The sequence below is a fragment of the Bradyrhizobium sp. 191 genome (genome assembly GCF_023100985.1).
GTDB classification, from domain to species: domain Bacteria; phylum Pseudomonadota; class Alphaproteobacteria; order Rhizobiales; family Xanthobacteraceae; genus Bradyrhizobium; species Bradyrhizobium diversitatis.
Genome location: NZ_CP064692.1, coordinates 3,717,151 through 3,738,944 on the forward strand (window position 1 = coordinate 3,717,151; position 21,794 = coordinate 3,738,944).

Below are 21,794 nucleotides of genomic sequence, written 5' to 3' on the forward strand. Positions count from 1 at the left end.
CATCTTACGACCAAATCCGGCTGAATGTCATTGGGCCGGATCAACACGATCATGGCGTCAGAGTTCCGCTTACGCCGTATTCCCCGCGTCGATGGTGAACACCGTCCCGGTGACGTTGCGGCCGCCTTCGCCCAGCAGGTATTCCACCATGCGCGCGACGTCGTCCGTCTCCGGCAGGCGACGCAGCGCGCTGCGGCCCGCGATGCGCCTGCGTCCCTCGTCGGAGAGATTGTGGGTGAGCTCGGTGTCGATGAAGCCCGGAGCGATCGCATTCACTGTGATGCCGAGCTTGCCGACCTCGCGCGCGAGGGATCGGGTGAAGCCGGTCGCGGCCGCCTTGGTCGCGCCGTAAACCGACAGGCCGTTGTAGCCCGTGGTCGCGATGATCGAGGAGATGTTGACGATGCGGCCGGCACCATCGGCCATCATCTGCCGCGCGACATATTTGGTGAGGACGATCGGCGACAGCACGTTGAGCTGCACCAGCGCCGCAATCTCCGAATTGTGCATGGTGGCGAGCAGGCCTTCAGTGCCGAGGCCGGCATTGTTGACGAGGCCGTAGATCGGGCCGAATTCGTCGCGCACCAGTTTTGCGAAGGCCGGGATCGCATCGATCACCGCAAGATCGCAGGCGCGGAAATGCAGCCGCCCCTCGGACCGGACAATCGCCGCCTTGAGCTCGTCGCTCTCGCGCCGCGCGGCCGCGATCACGTTGAAGCCACCTCCGACGAGGCGCGTTGCAATGGCAAGACCGATACCGCGGCTGCCGCCGGTGACGAGAACGTTATGCATCGGTGCGCGCCAGTTTGCCGGCCGGGGTGACGTCGAGCGCCTCGACGAAACGGATCACCGCCGGCACCTTGTGGGACGCGAGCTGGGCGCGGCACTGATCCAGGATCTGGTCGCGTATCTCTTTCGCGCGCGCCGCATCGGTGCCCTCAGTGAGGATCGCGTCGGCGACGACGATGCCGCCGGTGATCGGGCTGCGGCGCGACTTGGCGCGCGACATCCGCACGTCAGGATGGCGATTGATCACCGCCTCGATCTCCTCGGGATGGACCTTCAGCCCGCCGATATTGATGATGCCGCCGCGACGGCCGACGAAGTAGTAACGGTCACCGCGCAGCTCGACGATGTCGCCGCTGTCGACGAAGCCGTCGGCATCGGTAAGCGCCGCCGCGTCGCGGCCGACATAGGCATGCGCCGTGCGCGCCGAGCGAATCCGCAGCGAGCCGTCGACGACCTTCATCTCGACGCCGTTGCGGTTGCCGAGATAGTCGGCCGGAAAGCCCTCCAGCCCGTCATTCACGGCAAAGCCGACTCCGGCCTCGGTCGAGGCATAGGCGTGGCCGACCGAAGCATCGGGGAACGCCGCCTTCAAGCCGTCGAGCACGGCCTGGTCGGCGATCTCGCCGGAGAGGCGGACGTAAGCCGGGGCGAATTGCGCGGCCGCGCCGCTCATCAGGAGCTTGCGCCAGTGCGAGGGCGTGCCCGAGATGTGCGAGACGCCGCGCGCATTCAACCGCGCGATGTGATCGCCGAGCGCTTCATGCGGATCGGACAGCACCATCGAGCCGCCGGACAGGATAGCGCGGAGGAAGATCTGCAGGCCGCCATAGCGGCGGATGTCGTAGAACGTCGCCCATACCGGCGCCGGTCCGCGCGCAGGGCCCTCGGCAACGATCGCCCCGGTCAGCGCCTCCAGCGTATGGCCAGCGATCTTTGGCACGCCAGAGGTACCCGAAGTCAACATCAACCATTCGGTCGCACGCTCGCTCGTGGCCGGCGCGGTGGCTTGAAGCGGCAAATGCGCGGTGACGACCAGCGGAACGCCGGTGCCGGCCCAGCGATCAGGCTCGTCGGTGACGACGGCATCGATGCCGGCATCAGCGATCAACGTGTCAAGATGCGCCGGGTTGAGATCCGGCGGACACAGAAGCATGCGGCGGGCGATGCCGTCGAGCTCGATCATGGCAAGGCCGGACCGGAGCTGGTCCGACAGTTTCAGCAGTACCGCGCGGCCGGACAGCTCGCTCAGACGGCCGCCGAGAACCGTGTGCGACAGGATGTCGGTCAGCGACACGACATCATGCGCATCGGAGATCGTGCGGCCTTTCAGCTCCGCGCCGAGATGGTCGCGAAGCGCAAATATCTCACGCGGGGACATTTTCGTAGGCCCGCACGAAATCGCCTACCGTGGCGGGGAACGCAGCGTCCTCGGAAATGGTGAATGGGTCGATGCCGGTCTCGTCCTCGAGGCGCGCCACAAGAATGGCGAAGGCGAGCGAGTCGAAACCCGTCTCGTGCAGGGACAGATCGTCCGAGAGTGCGGGAAGCGCGACATGCTGCTCTCTGGCGATCTGCTGGATCGCTTCGATGACCTTTGACCTTACCGACATGGCTGGCTCGCTTTTCGTTATCATTCGTGTTCCGGCGGCTCTTGATGACCGCCTCCCAATGACCCTCTGTTTACCCGACAGAAGTAAATGGCCTCTTGGACAATTCAGATAAAATTGGACCCATCTGGCGGATTTTGTTGCCGTTACAGCCGGATCATGCCGTCTACGATCCCGGCAAATGTGCTGGAATCGAGCGCGACATAGGCGCCGGATTTCGGGTCGAGCATGAACAACGGATCGGAGATCGCAGCCGGGTCAAATCCCTCGCGCGCGAGATCGCCCTTCTTCTGCTTGAACGTCTCGGTCGCATCGAGCTCGCGCGAGATGCGAATGAAGACTGGCCGGGCGTAAGCCGGCAGGCGCTGCGCGAGATGCGCAGGCAGCGCGGCGATGTCAAAGCCCTCGTTCACGACGATCGCGCTCATGCCGGCGCGGCCGTCGGCGCCGGGGATGGCGACGCCGTAGGTGGTGGCATCAACCACGCCGGCGAAATCGCGCACGGCGTCGTTCACCTCCGAGGTCGCGACGTTCTCGCCCTTCCAGCGGAAGGTGTCGCCGATGCGGTCGACGAAATGGAAGAAGCCCTTGTCGTCGATCCGCATCAGATCGCCGGTGCGGAACCAGGCATCGCCTCTGGCAAAGACGTCGCGCAGGATCTTCTTCTCGGTCTCGCCCGCATCGGTGTAGCCTTCGAAGCGGCCGCCGCCCTCGTCCGCGGTGCCGATGCGGCCGATGGCTTCGCCGGCCTCGCCGCGAGCACAGGCGATGCAAAAGCCCTCGTCATTGCGCAGCGGCACGCCGCTGCCGGGGTCGAGCTTGACGAGACCGGCGGGAAAGCGATGTGCGAGCAGCGGCGGAATGCGCCCGATCGCGCCCGGCTGCCCCTCGACATTGAACAGCGAAAAATTGCCTTCAGTCGCCGCGTAGAATTCGAGGATGCGCGGAATGGAAAAGCGCGCCTGGAAATCTTCCCAGATGTCGCCGCGCAGACCGTTGCCGCAGACGAGCCGCAGGCGGTGCGTGGTCTCGTATTCCGACGGCGCCGCCTTCAGCAGATAGCGGCAGAGCTCGCCGATATACTGAAACATCGTGCAGTCATGCCGGACGATGTCGGACCAGAAGTGCGAAGCCGAGAATTTTTCCGCAATGGCGACCGAGCCGCCGGCAGCCAGCATGCTGCACGGCGCGACGATGCCGCCGACCGAGTGGAACAACGGGAGACAATCGTAGAGCCGGTCCTGCGGAGTCGCGCCGGTGAGGCCGGCGAACCAGAAGCCCCAGTTGAGGATACGGCGGTGGCTGATGCTGGCCGCTTTCGGCAGACCAGTGGTGCCCGAGGTGTAGATCAGCAGCGCGCGATCATCGATCGTGACGTCGCCATGTTCGTCCGACGAGAGCGGGCCGTCGTCGAGGACGGCGAGAGCGACATCGATCGCGCGCTGGCTGCGGGCATCACCGTGGGTCCAGACCTTGGGCTGCGCCTTCAGATGCGGCGTTGCGCCGTCCAGCATCTCCGTCAGCTCGTGCGCGACGATGATGTGCGCCGGTCGTGCGACGTCGATGCAATGCGCAAGCGACTGTCCCACCAGCTTTGTATTGAGCAGCGCCACCACGCCTCCGACGCGGCTGATGCCAAGCCAGGCCGCGAGATAGTCGATACCGTTCGGCATGATGAGCGCCACGGTATCGCCCTTGGCTACCCCGACCGAGCGCGCCCAGCGCGCGTAGCGATTGATGCGCTTCGACAGGCCTTGATAGTCCAGACTTGTGTCAGCCGTGACCAGCGCAACGCGGCCGGGCTGGCGTTGTGCCCAATCGTCGATGACGTCCGCGAACAGACGCCCGGGCAATGCCTCGATCCGCGCAGTGAGCTCGATCGCTTTCAGCCAGATCTTCGAGGCCGACGGTGCGTGTACGGCTTTCGGCTGCTCGATGACGCCGGTGGTCATATTGTTCACTCTTTCGGGCCGTCTGCTTGTGTCCGGCAGCTTAGCCCGCGCGCGCTGCCCAGGTGTTAAGAGACAAGGTAAAACTCCGTTAGTGCGCGATTAACTCTAGCGATCCTTTACCAGGCTGGCGGGATCGGCGTGCAGCCCGGTGCCATTCTTGCGACAGCAAAGTAGCGAAGCCGAGCGGGAAGCTTCCCCTCTCCCTCGACGCCGGGATCAAGGCCCGCATCGCCGACCTCGGCGCGATCCCGCTGCACAGCAATGCCCATGAGTTCGGCAGCCTGCTGACGGCAGAAGCCGATCGCTGGCGCAAAGTGGTCGAGCTGTCGAGCGTGAGGAGGGAATAGTGGGAGGGGCTAGGCCGCCTTCGCCAGGCAGGAAATTCCTTGCTCTACCATCCCTTGTGCTGACCGCTTCGCCTGTGACGCTGGTGCGGCGCGTTGACCGGGTAGTACGGATTGAGGTCACAGGTCGCGGCGCGTCCCGAGGCGGTCGCGCGGCACTGCGGCAGCGAGGTGAAGGAGCAGTCGTACCAGTCCCCGCCACCGCCATTCGCGCCGGAATAGACGTGCATGCAGACGGGATAGCGGGGATCGAAGGTTTGACCATGCGACGGCGCGGCGGCGAGCAGGGCGCCGCTCGCCGCGATCAGGGCGAGCGAGATTCGCGCGGCGAAGATCCGAGAGAGACGCATGGTGGACCGCTAGTATTGCTGCTTCTGCCGCTTGCGCGGGCGCGGCGGGGGCTGATCGAAGGCGTAATACGGGTTGAGGTCGCAGCTCGCCGAGCGCCCCGACGCGGTCGCGCGGCACTGCGGCAGCGAGGTGAAAGAGCAGTCGAAATAGTCTCCGCCGCCACCGCCGAAGCCGCCGCCGGGTGTATAGACGTGCATGCACACCGGATAGCGCGGATCATAGGTCTGGGCGCTGGCATCTGCCGCGACGAACAGGGTCGCAATCGCGGTGAGGGTCAAGATCGGCAAGCGCATGGACGCATCCTCGAGTAGCCGCCGGCGGATCGGGGCCGGCGGTTCCATATGGCATAACATCACGGCGGACGCGACTGTTCCTGCAAATAGATGACGGCAAGGTGAGTAGGGTGGGGCTGCGGCGCTAGGCGCCGAGCCCCTGCAGCACGAGCCGATTCAGCCTTGCCGCGAACGCCGCCGGGTCCTCCGGCAATTCGCCGTCCAGGATCTGCGCCTGTTCGAGCAGCAACAGGCTGAGATCGTCGACGACCTTCGAGCCGGCTTGCGCCTTGGTGACCGCGGTAACCAGCGGATGGCGCAAATTGATCTCGAGGATCGGCTTGGTCTTCATGCCGCGGTTCTGCTGCGACAGGATGCGCTCGAGCTCGCGGCTGGGCCCCTGGCTGTCGGCGACGAGGCAGGAGGCCGAGCTGGTGAGCCGGGTCGAGGCCTTGACGTCGCTGACGCGTTCGCCGAGCGCGGCCTTGATCACGGCGATGGTGGCCGCTTCATCCGCGGCCGGCTCGTCCTTCTTCGCCTCGTCCGCCTCGTCGACGCGCGGAATCAGGTCGAGATTGAGATCGCCCTGGCTCAGCGACTTCAGCGGCTTGCCGTCGAACTCCGACGGCATCGAGGTCCAGAAGGCATCGACGGGATCGGACAGCAGCAACACCTCGATGCCGCGCGCGGTCGCGGCTTCCAGCCGCGGATTGGATTTCAGCCGCTCGATGCTGTCGCCGACCAGATAATAGACCTCGGTCTGGTTCGGCTTGAAATCGGCGATGACCTGCTTCAGCGAACGCTTTTCGCCCGACGTGGTGGTGAAGCGCGACAGCGAAAGCAGCTTTTCGCGCCGCTCGAAATCCTCGTAGATGCCTTCCTTCAGCACCGCGCCGAAGGCGTCCCAGATCTTGGCAAAATTCTCCGGGTCCTTGTCGGCAAGACTTTCGAGCTCGGACACAACCCGGGTCGCCACGGCTTTGCGGATCTGCGCGAGCTGCGGATTGTTCTGAAGCATCTCGCGGGAGATGTTGAGCGGCAGATCCTCGCTGTCGACGACGCCGCGGATGAAGCGCAGATAGCCCGGCAACAGATCGGCATCGTCGGTGATGAAGACGCGCCGGACATAGAGCTTCACGCGCCCCTTGCGGTTAGGCTCGAACAGGTCGAACGGCTTGGTCGAGGGCGCGAACAACAGAACGGCGTAGGAATAGCGGCCCTCGGCGCGGTAGTGCAGCGTCATCGCGGGATCGTCGAAGGCGGAAGCGATCTGCTGATAGGCCTTCTTGTAGTCGTCCGCCGTCAGCTCGGATTTCGCGCGCTGCCATAGCGCGCTGGCCGAATTGATCTGGCGCGGCTCGCCCTCTTCGGGCACGAGCTCGATGGGGAACAGGATGTTGTCGGAATAGGCCGTGACGATGCGCTCGATCTCGTAGGTCTCGAGATACTTCTTGGCCTCGTCCTTCAGGTGCAGGACGATCTCGGTGCCGCGTGTCACGCGCGCCGCGTCCTCGTCGCTGGCGCGGGCGATCTCGAAGCCGGAGCCACCGGACGACGTCCAGGTCCAGACGTCGCTCTCGCCGGCGCGGCGGCTGATCACGACGATCTTCTCGGCGACCATGAAGGCGGAATAGAAGCCGACGCCGAACTGGCCGATCAGGCCGAGACCGTCCTTGGCCTCCTTCAGCTTGGATACGAACGCCTTGGTACCGGAGCGGGCGATGGTGCCGAGATGATCGATCAGCTCCTGCCGCTCCATGCCGATGCCGTTGTCGGCGATCGCAAGCGTCTTGGCCGTCTTGTTCGGGATGATGCGGATCTTGAGCGCGTCGCCTTCGCCCAGCAGGGCGGGACTGGCGATGGCCTCGTAGCGCAGCTTGTCGCAGGCATCGGAGGCATTGGAGATGAGTTCGCGGAGGAAGATATCGGTTTCCGAATAAACGGAATGCACCATCAGGTGCAGCAGTTCGGAAACTTCGGCCTGGAAAGGCTGCGTATGCACAGCCGTATCTGACGTCGTCATGCGCTTACCCGGTCAAAACAAAGGGAGGAACCCGGATATAGCGCGAGGCAACGGCGGATCAAGAGGATGTGAAGCATCCGCCCGGAGGGCTCCCGTCACGGGAGGCGCGGATCAGGTCACGCAACGGCCGGGCTGGAGCAGCTTTGCGACCTCGGTCAGGGAGCTGACCATCGGCTCACAGGCGATCGTCGTCGGCCTGGTGCGAACCTTCTGCTGGTTCAGGAGCAGCACCGGCGGCTTGGCGTTGCCGGTCTCGATCACCGCCGGGAGCCGCAGCAGCACCGACGTGTCGGCGAGGTCGTTCAGCCGCATCGACACCGTGCGGGTCGGAGCCGGCGCCGGCTTGATTTCGGCCAGCCGGTCCGCCTTTGCGGTGCGATTGACGTTGTGGCTCGGGGCGAGGTTCGCGCCGCGGGTGTCGGCGACCGCCTGCCAGCGACCGGCCAAGTCATGGCCGGAGGCCAATTGCACAGCACCGAGCGTGGCGACGGTCGCAATGGCGCCTAAAAATACCTTTTGAATCTGTGACATGGCTGTCAATCCCTCGCCCATGGCGATCACGGGAACAACGCCGCCACAGGATCGGCGGTTCTCGGCCATTACGATCACTTAACCGTGTGCGGAAAATGCCGCAGGTCGGCGAAATATTTCGCAAGCCATGGAACGACTCCGACGGTCAGGAGTCGTCTCAGCAGCCGGCTATTCCCCCCTGCCCCATAAGCCGGCGACGTAGGGCGCGACTGTGGTGATGCCGGTCGCGCCTTACTTTTGTCCGCAAGCCGCCCGGAGATTCCGTTGAAGGCCCCGGAGCGCGCTCGGCGGAAGCCGGCACAATGCCGCGCATATCGTTGCGCCGTCGCAACGTGGGGAATTTCCTGACTGCCCGGGGAGTCAGCCCGACTAGCCCGGAGGCCATTTGAACTCCAGCCTTACCCGGCACCGCTGCCATCCCGGGAGACTGGATATGACATTGTTCGTGCGATCGAAAATCGGCAGCTGGCTATCCACCGGCCGAGGTGACGGCCCCCGCGTTCTGTCGCCCGGACCGGGAGCCCCCCGGGCCGCGCGCAACATCCCGGCGCACGCCGGGAAATCATGGCGTCGGACGACCATCTTCCAAACTATCCTCGACCGGGTTTGGGAAGCGGTCTTGGCGCGCTACGTGTCATCCCCCACATCGAAGGCACGCGAATGATCGGAATTGTGGTCGCCTGCATGATGTTCTTCAGCGCCAGCATTCTTGTGGCGCACCTGATCGACGCCATCAACGGTCCGGCCGAGGATTCGTCCTAGGTGTGACCGCTTCGTATCGCTACGTAGAGGCAAGCGATCAAGGACGCGAGGAGCACAGCAAGCCGACGTCAGAAGAACCGAGGTACCACTCACGAACTTCTTGCGATGGGACGAAGCGGCATCCTGGTCAGATCCGCGCGGCGTGTTCGGCCGCCTCATTCCGCAATATCGCAATATCTCAATATGCTGAATGGGTCGACGGGCCAAAGGTCGGTCAGACGACCGCTTTCAATCGTGCACGCAGCTTCAGCCGCTCCGCGGCACGCGCGACGGCCGGATCATAAATTACGAACTCGATCATATTCAGGAGTTCGTGCTGCTCGGACCTGCATGTCGCGCCGGCAACTCCGGCCGACGCAAGCAGGCGCTTGGTCTCCTCAAGCGCCTCTACAAGAATTTCCGCATCAGACTGCAATTTGCCATTTCCAACGATCGTGGACGCCAGACTCATGCCGCATGCCCTCCTTTTGCACAAGCCCCACGCAAAACCCTGAGGTCAAGGATGCGCGACGCGCAACGCGATCGGTCCCAACAGAGAATTCTCGTGGGCGGATCGAATGACGCGGAAGCAGTCGCAGGATGCCTGCTCCAGGCGGGTCTCATCGACGATCACCGTTCGCCCACGGCTCCGCCGGATCAGACCGTTTGCCTCCATGTCTCCCACCGCAGTCGTAATGCCGGCACGGCGTACGCCGAGCGCTTGCGCCATGCATTTGTGAGTCAATGCAACCTCGTTGTCTCCGATCCGATCGCGTGCGACCAGCAGCCATCGGGCCAGCCGCTGCGACAGATTATGCCGCGAGTTGCATGCGACCAACTGAGCGCTGTGTATCAGCGTTGCCTGGACGTACCGCAACAACAGCTTCTCCACCTCTGTGTCCGTCTTGATCAACCCGATCAGCGCTTCGGTTTGGATCCGCAGCGCCTTTCCAGGAACGTGAACAGTGCACCGATGCGGAGAGATCCGCATTCCGAGCACCAGGGGGACGCCGACGAAGTCTTTTTTCCCCAGGGTATGGATTTCAACAGGCGGGCAATCTCCGACCCGGGTCGTGAGCGACGCCGCCCCGGACTCGATGAAGTATGCGTATTGCAGGGGAAGACCTCGCTCCTGCAGCACCTGTCGTGCCGTCAAGCGGATCGAATCGCAGCGGTCCAGAACCAATCGACGCGACCGAGGCGAGAGATGCGCGATGAGGTCGTTGCCCAAGGAGGGAGGCGATGCGTCGCGCGTCTGGGGAGCGATCTTCGACACGATCGACGGAGCAGTCCCCGGTTTTCGCGCGTTCTTCTTTACAAGATCCAGTTCCAGCATGTGCCATCTCTCGGTTGCCGTTTGACCGATCATGGGGAGTGGGTCACTTTTGGCCCAGTCGGGCTGAAGGACGGTTCCCGTCAGGAAAAACCTGACAAGTTGGCTTTGGCGGGTTGCTGCGGCTTGCGAACCGCGGCCATGCTAACGTGAGGCACCGAGAGTGAGAGCAGTTGTCCAACCAGGTTCGGCGCGGGCCGCACAACGTCCGCTGATCCTGCTCATCATGGCGGCGGCCATTCCGCTCGTTCTGTTCGCGGGGTGGGTCGTTTTCCTGAATGCCCGCCAAGAGCGGACCGACTCGCGCCTCGCCGCTCTCGAAACGCTCGACCGTGTCGTGACGCGAATCTCTTCGGATCTGGCGCTTCAGGTCCAGATCGCCGAGACGCTTGCTGCCTCAGCCAGCCTTGATACTTCGGATCTCTCGTCGTTTTATGTCGAGGCTCTACGCGTCAAGGAAACCAGGCCTCTTTGGGAAACGATCGAGCTGGTCGACCCCAAGGGCAATCAAGTGCTCAATCTGCTACGCCCCATCGGAGCCGATCTCGGGGCAACTGCAGATCGGGAGAATTTCGAGAGAATCCTGACGACCCGCAAGGCGGCGATCGGTGGAATTGGACCTCTGGGTCCGATTTCGGGCAAACGCCTCGTCGCCTTGCGAGCCCCCGTCGAACGGAACGGCGACCTCAGATTCGTCCTGACTGTCGCGCTGGTGCCCGACGCGGTCAGCCAGATTCTGAAGAGCGCGGGGGCGCCGCCTGGATGGGTCGGCGTCGTCGTCGATGGCAAGGGCAACATCGTCGCGCGCACCGTCGCCGAGCAATTTGAGCTCGGCCGTCCAGCCAGCGCATCTGTGCGGGAAGCAATCGCCCAAGGGTCCCAAGGCAGCTATGTCGGGACGACGCTCGAAGGAGCCAAGGTCGACTCCATCTACAAGGGACTGCCTGGCACAGGCGGTTGGTCGGTTCACCTCGCCATCCCGACGGACCAGCTCGATGCCCCGGTCCGCCGGTCAGCAATTTTTCTCGCCAGTGGAGGTGCCGTGAGCCTGGCCCTCGGGCTCGCGCTCGTCTGGTTTACGGCGCGCGACATATCGCAGCGACGCGTCGAGCAAGAGGCCCAAGCCGCGCTGGCCCTGAGACAGAGCGAGGAAAGACGACGGCTCATGGTCGATGCGGCGGATCTCGGAGTATTCAGCTGGAACGTGCCGACCGGCGAAGTCATCGCCTCGCAACGGGCCCTGGACATGCTCAAGATCATCAAGAGCGCCGCCACCGGCGACGTGAGCCTTCCCTTCGAGACGCTCCTGACCGGCATCGACCCGGCGGACCGCGCCTCATTCGAGAAGATATTGCTGCAATCCCGCAAGAGCGACGCCGTCGCCGCAGAGTTCCGCACGGCTCCTCCGGACGGCCGCTGGCTGCGCGCCAGCGGCCGCAGCTCGCGGATCGACGGATACAACGCCGAAGTCATCATCGGTGTGCTCCTGGACATTGACGAGATGAAGCGGGCGGAGTTCGATCGCCAGCGCCTGCTGCGGCGGCTCGGCGACGCCGAGGAGAACGAACGCCGGCGAATCTCCCGTGAATTGCACGATCAGATCGGTCAGACGGTGACCGGGCTGCTGCTGGGGTTGAAGAACCTCGAACAATCGCTCGCGACGACATCCTCCGATCCGGCTCAGGTCGATAAGTTGCACTGGCTGCAGGGGCTCGCCAGCGGGATCGGACGAGACATCCACGAGATCGCTGCAGACCTTCGTCCTACCGCCCTCGACGATCTTGGACTGCACAGAGCCATCGAAGCATTCTGTGCGGAGTGGACCCGGCGCTTCGGAATCAGTACCGACGTCCAGTTGATTGGACCGGCAGACCGCCTCCCGATCGAAGTCGAGATCGCCCTCTACCGCGCGATTCAAGAAGCTCTCAACAATGTGGCCAAGCACGGCAATGCGCGCAACGTCAGTCTCGTCTTCGACCGGCGAAAGGACGAACTTCGCGTCATCGTCGAAGACGACGGGATCGGCTTCGATCCGTCGAAACTGTCGGGCCTCAACGCTTCCAGACTCGGCCTTTCCGTCATGGAGGAGCGGCTGGCGCTGCTCGGCGGATCGCTTACCGTCGAATCCGCGCCCAATATCGGGACGACACTCTTCATGACGGTACCTCTTTCCGGACAGGATGCAGGCTCGTGAAACCGATCCGAATCACGCTGGCTGACGATCATCCGCTTGTCCTTGCAGGCATGAAGGCCTTGCTGGAGCCCGTTCAAGACATCTCCATCGTTGGCGAGGCGACCGACGGGCAGAACGCGATCGACGTCATCGGCAGGGAGCGACCGGATATTGCCGTGCTGGATATCTCGCTTCCAATCATTAGCGGCATCGAACTGGCGCAACGAATTGCGATCGAGTTTCCCAACGTTCGATTGCTGGCACTCACGGTGCACGAGGATCGTGCTTACGTTCAGCCGATGTTGCAGGCCGGCGCACGTGGATATCTGCTCAAACGATCCGCAGCGGATGAACTGGTGCGTGCCATCCGTGCGATCGCCGAGGGCGGGATCTATCTGGACCCGGCGATCGCGGAGAAAGCGCTGCCATCTCCACCCGGCGATCACGCACCTTCCGAAAGCACAACTCAGCTGGAGCTCACGCCGCGCGAGGCCGAGGTCCTCCGCTTCATTGCCCAGGGATTTAGCAACAAGGAGATCGCAGCGCGCCTGGACGTCAGCATCAAGACCATCGAAACTCATAAATCGAGAGCCGTGGAGAAACTGGGGCTGCACAAGCGCGCCGACATCGTCCGCTACGGCGTCTCTCAGGGCTGGCTCGATCATCTGTCCAAGGAATGACGTGGCGATGCCAGCGCCAAACGCGGTGTGGGCTCCTATCCCGCTCGACTCGATAAGGACCGGGTCGTGGGCTGAGCCGGAGTCCCTGCAGCTGAGGCTGACGCCGGAACGGGGAATCCGGCATCGCGGCAATTGTGATGCTCCGCCCCGCTCTTTTCGATGCGCGAGATTACGCTTCCGCGCCGGGTCAGCCCGGCCGCCCTTGAACGCCTTGCGTGACAGCTACCGGCTCGGTGACTGTTCAAGAAGAGTTGGCCGTGCGAGGTTTGCGGCCCAGCGAAAAACGGCTCTGACGCGAGCGTCGGAGCCGTATTCCCTCCTGGAAATGATCTTGGCGGCCCGAATTTTATCTTTGCCGCGAGACGACATCTTACGATGAGCCCTCGCGGCTGTCACGGCATGCCGGCTCGGAACGTACGTTTCGGTACGCACTCCTTCAGGCCATCGATGGGTCATCGCCATCCGTTTACGCTGCTCGCTTGGGTACGCGTTTGTACCTTGCGCAATTGAACCTTGGGCTAGCAGATGAATTGGCCCAACGCGAAGCGTGATAAACGGAGATCGAAAGTGAGACATTTGCAAAAGCTGGCCGTCGCAGGCGCGCTGCTTGCGACCACCCTTGGAGCGAACAGCCTTGGGATGAACAGTCTCGGCGTGAACAGCGCGACGGCCGCACCTCTTGCTGTACAAAGCACGCCCGGTATGCCCTCCAACATCGTCGCCGTTCAATGGCGAGGAGGATGGCATCATCACCATCACCACCACGGATGGCGCTATGGCTATCCGCGCCGTTACGGCTGGGCCCCGGCGCTCGGTGGATTTGCGGCCGGCGCCGCTATCGGGGGAGCGATCGCGAACAGCCGCGCCCAGGCAGCCGAAAACGATGCGTACTGTTCGCAACGATTCAAATCCTACGACCCGGCTTCGGGAACGTATCTCGGATATGACGGGCAACGTCATCCCTGTCCGTGATTTGAGACCTGCGTAGGCGAACGACGTCGGCGTCTCTTCCTGACATGCGACGTGCCAATCGAAGGGTTGGAACGTCGTATTCAACGGGAGTGGCGTCGATGGCTATGTAGCTCTCTCAGCTCCTGGCCGCATCACCATTCATGCGCATCGGACGCATCGCCCTAATCGAAGGAGAAGACGACCTGAGCCGTACCGAGCGCGATGAATACGAGGATCAAGGGTGGATACAGGACGGATGCGGCATGGAACCGCAGGAAGCGAGGACTGCCGCCCTGCTTGTCCGGCAGTCCGGCGTAGATCAGCACGATGGCAATCACCAGCATGCCCAAGCCGATCGCAAGCTCCATGGTCTCCTCCTGCACGGTCCCGGCTCGATCTTGCGCGGCCTCATGTCGTCTCGTCAGTCAGGTAACCTCCAATCGGCGTCAGGAAATCCCTGACCCGCATGCACGCTTGGTGCGGCTATGGCCATCCTTGTTGCAGCCGTCGATCGGGCAGGCGCCCGTTTCACTAGGAGAGACCGACATGAACGAGGCTGTTCGGACCGCTTTCGCGCGGCTCCGATCGGCCGGCCTTCCTCGTTTGCCACTTACGTCGCTTTCGCCGCGAGCCATTCCCGCCCTTCGCCATAGAGCTTCTCGACTTCCGGGCCGGTGAGGCCCGGCATGTCGCGCTTGACCTTGTAGCCGATCAGCTCCTGCATGTAGGCGAGGTGGCGATAGCCTTCGGGCAGCGCGGCGAGCGCCTCCTGGTCGAGGCGCAGCGTCGCGGCGGGATCGACCGGATCGATCCGGTCCTTCTCGTAGATCGGCTGGCGGCGGACGATGCCCCATTTGCCAATACCGGATTGGTCATGCCGCTTCTCCAGGAAATCGTAGAAGCGCCCGGTGCAGACGACGTCGCAGAGCACGTCGTGCACCAGGGCGCGCTGCGAGATCGTCATCTTGGTCTGGGCGATGGCCCGCTCGCCGGCAAGATCGATGCTGGTGCCGCCGAGGAAATGCAGGATGCGCACGCCTTTCGCGAATCCCTCCTGGCTGACGCGCATGAAATCCCGCGCCGGCCCCTGAAACCAGGTGGCGGACATCCAGCCCTCGTCATGCCAGACCGTGGCAAAGCGCTCCCAGTCGCCGGCGTCGCGCCACACCGCCCAGTTCTCGACGAGATCGCGGATGGCGAGGCGGTCGAGGAGTTGCTGATCCATGGGGACATCTCCGATTGGTGCGGCCGCAGGCGCAGCCTCTGCATGAGGTATGGGCGGTGAATTCCACGGCCGTCAAGCATGGCAGCGGACATGAAAAATCCGGCGTGCCTTGCGGCACGCCGGATCAGATCACTTCGCCAATTGCCGGGCTACCAGGCCTTCTTACGCCGCCGGCGCCTTCGGCGCGCGATTGCGCGAATTGCGCTGGAAGAACAGGGCCTGGCTCGCCACTGCCGATACCATCGCCGGCTGGAACGGTTTTGAGATCAGGAACGCCGGCTCGGGGCGCTCTCCGGTGAGGAAGCGCTCCGGATAGGCCGTGATGAACACCACGGGCACCTCGAAGGTACGCAGCAGTTCATTGACCGCATCAAGGCCCGACGAGCCGTCGGCGAGCTGGATGTCGGCTAGGATCAGGCCGGGCCGCTTGTTCTTGGCCAGCGCCACTGCATCGGCATGGGTGCGCGCGACGCCGACGACGTTGTGGCCGAGATTCTTCACCAGGCTCTCGAGGTCCATCGCGATGAAGGTCTCGTCCTCGATGATCAGCACGTCGGTCGCAATCTCGGCCGCCATCTCGCGTCCGGCAGCGTCTGCAAGGCGCCGCGTCTCCGCGACGTCGGTGCCAAGGACGAAGGCGACTTCCTCTTCCGAGAAGCCCTCGAGCGAAAGCAGCAGGAAGGCCTGACGCGGCAGCGGCGTGATGTTCGACAGCCGCCGCTCCGGCGGCATCGGCAGGGTCGTCACCTCGGCATCCTCGTTGACCGAGACCGAATTCCAGATCTGCGTGAACAGCCGGAACAGGCCGGCCCGAGGCCCATGGCTCTCATCGAGCACCGACGGATCTCCCAGCATGGCTTCCAACATGGCTGCGACATAGGCGTCACCGGAGGCCTGGCTGCCGGTCAGGGCGCGCGCGTACCGGCGCAACAACGGCAAGTGTTCAGCAACAAGCTGTGAACGGGACATCCCCACTCCATTCGTCTTCGGGCCAGCCTTGAGGTCAGGAGACACGCGGGGGGCCCGGGTTCCCCTGCTGGGCTGACTACGCATCAGCTCAAGAAAAGTTCCGTAGAGCGCGGAACTTTTTCGCGGACCTGGAATTGAGCCTATCCAGGGAACGGCTCCCGGTTGAGAAAACCTCTCGAATTTGCAGTCACTTAACTCGGGGAAACGTGGAACAGGTCATGAAAGATCTCAAGTCTCAAGCCAGCAGAAGCACGACCCCCGGCAAGGGAGGCCTCACTCCGGAGATTCAATCCCGGATCGGGCATCAATTGCGCGCCATGTACGACGACGTCGTGCGACAGGGGGTTCCGGATCGGTTCGCCGAACTGATCAAGAAGCTTGATGCGCCGGGAGCGACTCCCCACGTGGAAAATGAGGGTGGATCCAACGACAACAACAATGGGAGGGATTAATGCCTCTCACGGACTCCCTTCGTAACGACATCCTGGCGGCCGTGCCCAGTTTGCGCGCCTTCGCCATCTCGCTCAGCGGCAATGCGGACCGGGCCGACGACCTGGTCCAGGAGACGCTGCTGCGTGCGCTCGCCAACATCGACTCGTTCCAGCCGGGCTCCAACCTGCCGGCCTGGCTGTTCACGATTCTCCGCAACCTGTTCCGCTCCGACTATCGCAAGCGGCGGCGCGAGGTCGAGGATGCCGAGGGCAACTACGCCAAGACGCTGAAGACACAGCCTTCGCAGAACGCGCATCTCGAGTTCGAGGAGTTCCGCACGGCGCTCGACAAGCTTCCGCAGGATCAGCGTGAAGCGTTGATCCTGGTCGGCGCGTCCGGCTTCTCCTATGAGGACGCGGCCTCGATCTGCGGCTGCGCGGTCGGCACGATCAAGAGCCGCGTGAACCGCGCCCGCTCGAAGCTCGCCGCGCTGCTCTATGTCGACGGCGCCGAGGATTTCGGGCCCGACGAGACGGTGCGGGCCGTGATCGGCGGCAGCGGCGGCTGACAGCCGACGCCAATCGGACTCGGACGAAACGAAGACGGCCGTTTCCACGGCCGTCTTCGCGCGCGTCCGATGCGGGTGGCGCCGGGTTCGCGGCGCTCGATCACTCGTCAACAAAGGTCACGGTATCGGCCACGCTCGCACGCGAGGTGCGGTAGCTGTTGACCTTGTGCGCGTGATCGGCGTAGCCTAACGAGATGCCGCAGACGACGCGGCGGTCGTCGGGCAGATTGAAATGCCGGCGGATCAGCCCGGAATGCCGCGCGAGCGCCGCCTGCGGTATTGTGCCGAGCCCCAGCGCCTGCGCGGCCAGCATGAAATTGCTGACATAGGCGCCGCAATCGATCGCACCGTAAATGCCGAGCGGCTCGTTGGTGTGAATGATCGCGACATGTGGCGCGCCGAAGAAATTGTAGTTCTCGAGCGCCTGCCTAGCATAGGCCATCTTGTCGCCACGGGCGATGCCGAGCGTGTTGTAGAGCTGGAAGCCGCTTTCGCGGCGGCGCTCCAGGTAGACCCCGACATATTCGCGCGGCGGCGTGAAATCGTAATCATCGCCAAGGCCCTTTGAGGCCTCCGCGTAGATCGCCTTGCGAAAGCGCTCCTTGGCCTCGCCGCTGGCGATGATGACCTGCCAGGGCTGGCTGTTGCACCAGGACGCCGTGCGCTGCGCGGTGGTCAGCACATGCTCGATGGTCGCGCGGTCGACTTCCCGGGGAAGGAAGGCGCGGACGGAGTAGCGCTCGTTGAGCAGCTCCTCGAGCACGCCGATGCGGTCGGTTTGTTTGACGGTAGCGTCCATGAATCAGCTCGCTCTTCGTAGGGTGGGTTAGCCGAAGGCCTAACCCACCTCTTTGGTTTGCGCATCGGCGGAGATGGTGGGTTACGCCGAGCAGATGGGCTTCGCCCACCTGCTCGTCTAACCCACCCTACAAGACTGGTATCACCGCCCCTTGGTCGGGATCTTGTTATACGGCACGTCCTTGTCCACGCGAATGTCGCCGGGCAATCCCAGCACACGCTCGGCGATGATGTTGCGCAGGATCTCGTCGGTGCCGCCGGCGATGCGCATCGAGGGCGAGGACAGCAGCATCTGCTGGAACTGGCCCTGCACCGTCTCCTCGTCGTTGCCGGTGAGAACACCGGCCGCGCCTTGGAGGTCCATGGCGCAGGTCGCGATGTCCTGGAGCATCATGCCCGACACGAGCTTGCCGATCGAATTCTCCGGGCCCGGCCGCTCCCCCTTCGACAGCGCCGAGATCGTGCGGTAGCTGGTGTATTTCAGCCCGCTCGACTTCGCCGCCCAGCTCGCGAGCTTCGAGCGCACGGCGGGGTCGTCGATGGCGAGTCCGTCCTCCAGCATCAGGCTGGAGCAGAACTCGAACATCTCAGGCACGCCGGTCGCAAGCCGCGCGCCGATCGACATGCGCTCGTTCATCAGCGTGGTCAGCGACACGCTCCAGCCCTCGCCGACGGCCCCCAGCCGCTGGCTGTCGGGGATCACGACGTCGGTGAAATAGACCTCGTTGAACTCCTGCATGCCGTTGGCCTGCTTGATCGGCCGCACCTCGACGCCGGGGCTCTTCATGTCCAGGAAGAACATGGTGAGGCCCTTGTGCTTGGGCACGTTCGGATCGGTGCGCGCGATCAGCAGTCCGTAGTCGGAGTAATGCGCGCCCGAGGTCCAGATCTTCTGGCCGTTGACGACCCAGTTGTCGCCCTTCTTCTCGGCGCGCGTGCGCAGGCCCGCAACGTCCGAGCCGGCCGATGGCTCGGAGAACAGCTGGCACCAGATCTCCTCGCCCGAGGCAAGCTTGGGCAAGTAGCGGCGCTTGGCGTCTTCGCTGCCGAAAGCCATCACGGTCGGGCCGCACATGCCCTCGCCGATCTGGAACGGCTGCGTCAGCTTGCCGTAGAAGCCCTCCTCCTGCTGCCAGATCACCTTCTCGATCGGCGTGGCGCCGCGGCCGCCATATTCTTTCGGCCAGTGCAGACAGGCCCAATTGCCTTCGAACTTCTTCTTCTGCCAGGCCTTGCCGACATCCACGATGTCGCGATTGGCAAGGCGGATACGGCCGAGCGAGGATTTTGACAGCTCGGCATGCAGCTCCTTCGGCGCATTGGCCTCGATCCATTTGCGCGCGGTCTCGCGGAATGCGGCTTCCTGTGGCGTGTCGTCGAAATTCATGGCGCTTCCTTTCTTGTCATTCCGGGGCGCGCAACGCGCGAACCCGGAATCCAGAGCTTGCATATTCACTTCGAGATTCCGGGTTCGCGCGTTGCGCGCCCCGGAATGACGGCTAATTCCTTCCCTTCGTCGGGATCTTGTTGAATGGCACGTCCTTGTCGACACGGATATCGCCGGGCAGGCCCAGCACCCGCTCGGCGATGATGTTGCGCATGATCTCGTCGGTGCCGCCTTCGACGCGGGTGCCGGGCGCACGCAGCAGCATGGCCTGGAAACGACCGGCCAGCTCGGCATCCTCGCCGCTGACGACGCCGGCTGCGCCCTGCAGATCCAGCGCGTAGGTCGCAACGTCCTGGATCATCGAGCCGGCGACCAGCTTGCCGATGGAGTTTTCCGGCCCCGGGCGTTCGCCCCTCGACAGCGCCGAGATCGCGCGCATGCTGGTGTATTTCAGGCCGCTCGCCTTCACCGCCCAGTTCGCCAGCTTCGAGCGCACCGCGCGATCCTCGATCGCCGGACCGTCGTCGAGCATCAGGCTGGAGCAGTACTCGAACAATTCAGGGAAGCCGGTCGAGACGGCCGCGCCGATCGCGCTGCGCTCGTTCATCAGCGTGGTCAGCGAGACATTCCAGCCGTCCCCGACCTCGCCGAGGCGCTGATGGTCGGGGATGCGGACATTGGTGAAATAGACCTCGTTGAAATCCGAGGCCCCGCTCGCCTGCTTGATCGGCCTGACCTCGACGCCAGGGCTCTTCATGTCCAGGAAGAACATGGTGAGCCCCTTGTGCTTGGGCACGGTCGGATCGGTGCGGGTGAGCAAAATGCCGTAGTCGGAATAATGCGCGCCCGAGGTCCAGATCTTCTGGCCGTTGACCACCCACTCGTCGCCATCCTTCTCGGCGCGCGTGCGAAGCCCTGCGACATCAGAGCCGCCGGCGGGCTCGGAGAACAGCTGGCACCAGATTTTCTCGCCGGAGGCGAGCGGCGGCAGATATTTGCGCTTATGCTCCTCGCGCGCGAACGCCATCATGGTCGGCCCGCACATGCCGTGGCCGATGATGAACATGCGGGACAGCTGGCCGAACGGCCCCTCTTCCTCCTGCCAGATCACCCGCTCGATCGGCGAGGCGCCCCGGCCGCCATACTCCTTCGGCCAGTGCAGGCAGGCCCAGCCGGCGTCGGCCTTCTTCTTCTGCCAGGCTTTTGCCACTTCGAGAATGTTGGCGTTCTTGAGGACGGTGCGGCCGAGCGAGGATTTGCGCAGCTCTTCCTCGTATTGCTTTGGCGCATTCGCGCTGATCCAGGCGCGCGCTGTGGCGCGGAATTCGGCTTCCTGCGGGGTGTCGTCGAAGTTCATGGCTTTTTCTCTGTTGTCCGTAGGGTGGATTAGCCGAAGGCGTAATCCACCTCTTTGGTTTCCTCTTCGACAGAAGAGGTGGGTTACGCCGAGCGGCTCGCGCTTCGCGCAACCCGCTCCGCTAACCCACCCTACGCACCTGTCATCAGGCCGCGTTCTTCTTGCGCATACGGTCGATCAACTGATCTTCCCAATAGCTGAGGCTGCCGAGCCCGAGCGCCATCGCGTTGGCGCGGCGGTAGTACATGTGGCAGTCGAACTCCCAGGTGAAACCCATGCCGCCGTGAACCTGGATGTTGTTCTTGGCGCAGTGCTGGAACGCCTGCGTTGCGCTGATGCGCGCGGCGGCTGCGGCCTCCGGCAGTTCGGCCGCGTTGGTCGAGAGCGCCCAGGCGCCGTAATAGCTGTTGGAGCGTGCCAGGGTCGCCGAGACGTACATGTCGGCGAGCATGTGCTTGACCGCCTGGAAGGAGCCGATCTGGCGACCGAAGGCGATGCGGTCGAGCGCGTAGTCCCGGCCCATCTCCAGCGCGCGATCGGCACCACCGACCTGCTCGAACGCGCACAGCACCGCGGCACGATCGAGCATCTGGGTCAGGATGCTCCAGCCTTCGCCCGCGGCACCGAGCGGCTCTGCCTTGCACTCCCTGAAGCTGATCTCGGCCTGCCCGCGGGTCGGATCGAGATTGGTGAGGCTTTTCACCTCGACGCCGCCGGCCTTGAGGTCGACCAGGAACAGCGAGATGTCATTCTCGCGTCCGCTCGATCCCGTGCGCGCGGCAACCACCGCGAAATCGGCGATTGCCCCGTCGGCCACCGGCTTCTTGACGCCGTTAAGGACACCGTTCGCGGCGGTGATCTTGACGTTCTTCGGCGACGGATTGCCCTTGCCCTCGAACAGCGCAAGCGTGCCGATCGCCTCGCCCGAAGCAATTGCCGGCAGCCATTTCTTCTTCTGCGCGTCGCTGCCGGCGATCAGCAGCGCTTCGGCAGCGAGGTAGACCGTCGAGGAAAACGGCACCGGCGCGTTGGCCCGGCCCATTTCCTCCGCGATCACGCAGAGCTCGAGATGGCCGGCGCCCGCACCACCAAATTCCTCGGGAATCGCGACACCGAGGAAGCCCATCTCGGCAAGGCCTTTCCACAGCTCCCTGTCGTAAGGCGCCTTGCCGTCGAGCACGACACGCACCGCCTTCGCCGGGCATTTTTCCGCGAGGAACTTGCGAGCCTGGTCGCGGAGCTGCTTCTGGTCGTCGGAGAAATCGAAGTTCATGGGCGGGCTACCTTTGGTTATTCGTTGTCATTATTGGC

23 protein-coding genes are annotated in these 21,794 nt (G+C 63.8%); 6 read left to right on the plus strand and 17 right to left on the minus strand.

Features of this window, described 5'->3' with window-relative positions; translation table 11 throughout:
- Window positions 1-69 precede the first annotated feature (69 nt).
- The 8 genes from IVB23_RS17235 to IVB23_RS17270 form a co-directional block, all read right to left on the minus strand.
- A complete protein-coding gene (locus IVB23_RS17235) occupies window positions 70-792 on the minus strand; it encodes an SDR family NAD(P)-dependent oxidoreductase (RefSeq protein WP_197966024.1) in 723 nt (240 codons plus the stop codon).
- Window positions 785-2,167: a fatty acid--CoA ligase family protein gene (locus IVB23_RS17240; RefSeq protein WP_197966023.1), complete on the minus strand. Its 1,383-nt coding sequence runs from the start codon at window positions 2,165-2,167 to the stop codon at window positions 785-787. Before IVB23_RS17240 ends, IVB23_RS17235 begins: the two co-directional genes overlap by 8 nt.
- Window positions 2,154-2,399: an acyl carrier protein gene (locus IVB23_RS17245; protein ID WP_061879258.1), complete on the minus strand. Its 246-nt coding sequence runs from the start codon at window positions 2,397-2,399 to the stop codon at window positions 2,154-2,156. Before IVB23_RS17245 ends, IVB23_RS17240 begins: the two co-directional genes overlap by 14 nt.
- Before the next feature lie 143 nt (window positions 2,400-2,542).
- A complete protein-coding gene (locus tag IVB23_RS17250) occupies window positions 2,543-4,357 on the minus strand; it encodes a long-chain-acyl-CoA synthetase (protein WP_197966022.1) in 1,815 nt (604 codons plus the stop codon).
- 382 nt (window positions 4,358-4,739) lie between these two features.
- The gene (locus IVB23_RS17255; RefSeq protein ID WP_247804416.1) at window positions 4,740-5,042 is read right to left on the minus strand and encodes a DUF3551 domain-containing protein; all 303 of its coding nucleotides are present in this window, start codon (window positions 5,040-5,042) and stop codon (window positions 4,740-4,742) included.
- A gap of 9 nt (window positions 5,043-5,051) precedes the next feature.
- Window positions 5,052-5,336: a DUF3551 domain-containing protein gene (locus IVB23_RS17260; protein WP_061879201.1), complete on the minus strand. Its 285-nt coding sequence runs from the start codon at window positions 5,334-5,336 to the stop codon at window positions 5,052-5,054.
- A gap of 124 nt (window positions 5,337-5,460) precedes the next feature.
- Window positions 5,461-7,338, minus strand: coding sequence for a molecular chaperone HtpG (gene htpG / locus IVB23_RS17265; RefSeq protein ID WP_247804417.1), 1,878 nt, complete (start codon window positions 7,336-7,338; stop codon window positions 5,461-5,463).
- A 111-nt stretch (window positions 7,339-7,449) separates the two neighbouring features.
- Window positions 7,450-7,869 (minus strand): hypothetical protein, encoded by a 420-nt coding sequence (locus tag IVB23_RS17270; protein ID WP_247804418.1) that lies wholly within the window; start codon window positions 7,867-7,869, stop codon window positions 7,450-7,452.
- 564 nt (window positions 7,870-8,433) lie between these two features.
- Here IVB23_RS17270 and IVB23_RS17275 point away from each other — a divergent pair.
- A complete protein-coding gene (locus IVB23_RS17275) occupies window positions 8,434-8,631 on the plus strand; it encodes a hypothetical protein (protein ID WP_131869020.1) in 198 nt (65 codons plus the stop codon).
- Between the two features lie 214 nt (window positions 8,632-8,845).
- Here the strand turns inward: IVB23_RS17275 and IVB23_RS17280 are convergent, their stop codons facing one another.
- Window positions 8,846-9,082: a hypothetical protein gene (locus IVB23_RS17280; RefSeq protein WP_061879198.1), complete on the minus strand. Its 237-nt coding sequence runs from the start codon at window positions 9,080-9,082 to the stop codon at window positions 8,846-8,848.
- Between the two features lie 45 nt (window positions 9,083-9,127).
- Window positions 9,128-9,946, minus strand: a complete 819-nt coding sequence (locus IVB23_RS17285; protein ID WP_247804419.1) for a Crp/Fnr family transcriptional regulator — start codon at window positions 9,944-9,946, stop codon at window positions 9,128-9,130.
- Between the two features lie 160 nt (window positions 9,947-10,106).
- Here IVB23_RS17285 and IVB23_RS17290 point away from each other — a divergent pair, with 160 nt between their 5' ends.
- The 3 genes from IVB23_RS17290 to IVB23_RS17300 all read left to right on the plus strand — a co-directional run bounded on the left by IVB23_RS17290 (window position 10,107) and on the right by IVB23_RS17300 (window position 13,768).
- On the plus strand, window positions 10,107-12,137 hold the full coding sequence (locus tag IVB23_RS17290) for an ATP-binding protein (RefSeq protein ID WP_247804420.1): 2,031 nt from the start codon (window positions 10,107-10,109) through the stop codon (window positions 12,135-12,137).
- Window positions 12,134-12,796 (plus strand): response regulator transcription factor, encoded by a 663-nt coding sequence (locus IVB23_RS17295; protein WP_082822027.1) that lies wholly within the window; start codon window positions 12,134-12,136, stop codon window positions 12,794-12,796. The genes IVB23_RS17290 and IVB23_RS17295 overlap by 4 nt, the downstream gene beginning before the upstream one ends.
- 567 nt (window positions 12,797-13,363) lie before the next feature.
- Entirely contained in the window at window positions 13,364-13,768 is a 405-nt protein-coding gene (locus IVB23_RS17300; RefSeq protein WP_245312028.1) for a BA14K family protein, read from the plus strand.
- A gap of 161 nt (window positions 13,769-13,929) precedes the next feature.
- Here IVB23_RS17300 and IVB23_RS17305 read toward each other — a convergent pair whose 3' ends face one another.
- The 3 genes from IVB23_RS17305 to IVB23_RS17315 form a co-directional block, all read right to left on the minus strand.
- Window positions 13,930-14,115 (minus strand): hypothetical protein, encoded by a 186-nt coding sequence (locus IVB23_RS17305; protein ID WP_061879196.1) that lies wholly within the window; start codon window positions 14,113-14,115, stop codon window positions 13,930-13,932.
- Window positions 14,116-14,357: 242 nt separating this feature from the next.
- The gene (locus IVB23_RS17310) at window positions 14,358-14,972 is read right to left on the minus strand and encodes a nuclear transport factor 2 family protein (RefSeq protein ID WP_247804421.1); all 615 of its coding nucleotides are present in this window, start codon (window positions 14,970-14,972) and stop codon (window positions 14,358-14,360) included.
- A 162-nt stretch (window positions 14,973-15,134) separates the two neighbouring features.
- Window positions 15,135-15,941, minus strand: a complete 807-nt coding sequence (locus tag IVB23_RS17315) for a response regulator (RefSeq protein WP_028179299.1) — start codon at window positions 15,939-15,941, stop codon at window positions 15,135-15,137.
- Window positions 15,942-16,159: 218 nt separating this feature from the next.
- Here IVB23_RS17315 and IVB23_RS17320 point away from each other — a divergent pair, with 218 nt between their 5' ends.
- Together IVB23_RS17320 and IVB23_RS17325 are read left to right on the plus strand one after the other, a co-directional pair.
- Window positions 16,160-16,393 (plus strand): NepR family anti-sigma factor, encoded by a 234-nt coding sequence (locus IVB23_RS17320; protein WP_024337325.1) that lies wholly within the window; start codon window positions 16,160-16,162, stop codon window positions 16,391-16,393.
- Window positions 16,393-16,941 (plus strand): sigma-70 family RNA polymerase sigma factor, encoded by a 549-nt coding sequence (locus tag IVB23_RS17325; protein ID WP_018316216.1) that lies wholly within the window; start codon window positions 16,393-16,395, stop codon window positions 16,939-16,941. The genes IVB23_RS17320 and IVB23_RS17325 overlap by 1 nt, the downstream gene beginning before the upstream one ends.
- Before the next feature lie 100 nt (window positions 16,942-17,041).
- On the opposite strand, the gene IVB23_RS17330 is transcribed toward IVB23_RS17325, so the two are convergent.
- The 4 genes from IVB23_RS17330 to IVB23_RS17345 all read right to left on the minus strand — a co-directional run bounded on the left by IVB23_RS17330 (window position 17,042) and on the right by IVB23_RS17345 (window position 21,756).
- Window positions 17,042-17,740: a nitroreductase gene (locus IVB23_RS17330; protein ID WP_247804422.1), complete on the minus strand. Its 699-nt coding sequence runs from the start codon at window positions 17,738-17,740 to the stop codon at window positions 17,042-17,044.
- A gap of 141 nt (window positions 17,741-17,881) precedes the next feature.
- Window positions 17,882-19,126, minus strand: coding sequence for an acyl-CoA dehydrogenase (locus IVB23_RS17335; protein WP_247804423.1), 1,245 nt, complete (start codon window positions 19,124-19,126; stop codon window positions 17,882-17,884).
- A gap of 112 nt (window positions 19,127-19,238) precedes the next feature.
- Window positions 19,239-20,483, minus strand: coding sequence for an acyl-CoA dehydrogenase (locus IVB23_RS17340; RefSeq protein ID WP_247804424.1), 1,245 nt, complete (start codon window positions 20,481-20,483; stop codon window positions 19,239-19,241).
- A gap of 145 nt (window positions 20,484-20,628) precedes the next feature.
- The gene (locus tag IVB23_RS17345; protein WP_247804425.1) at window positions 20,629-21,756 is read right to left on the minus strand and encodes an acyl-CoA dehydrogenase family protein; all 1,128 of its coding nucleotides are present in this window, start codon (window positions 21,754-21,756) and stop codon (window positions 20,629-20,631) included.
- Window positions 21,757-21,794 lie beyond the last annotated feature (38 nt).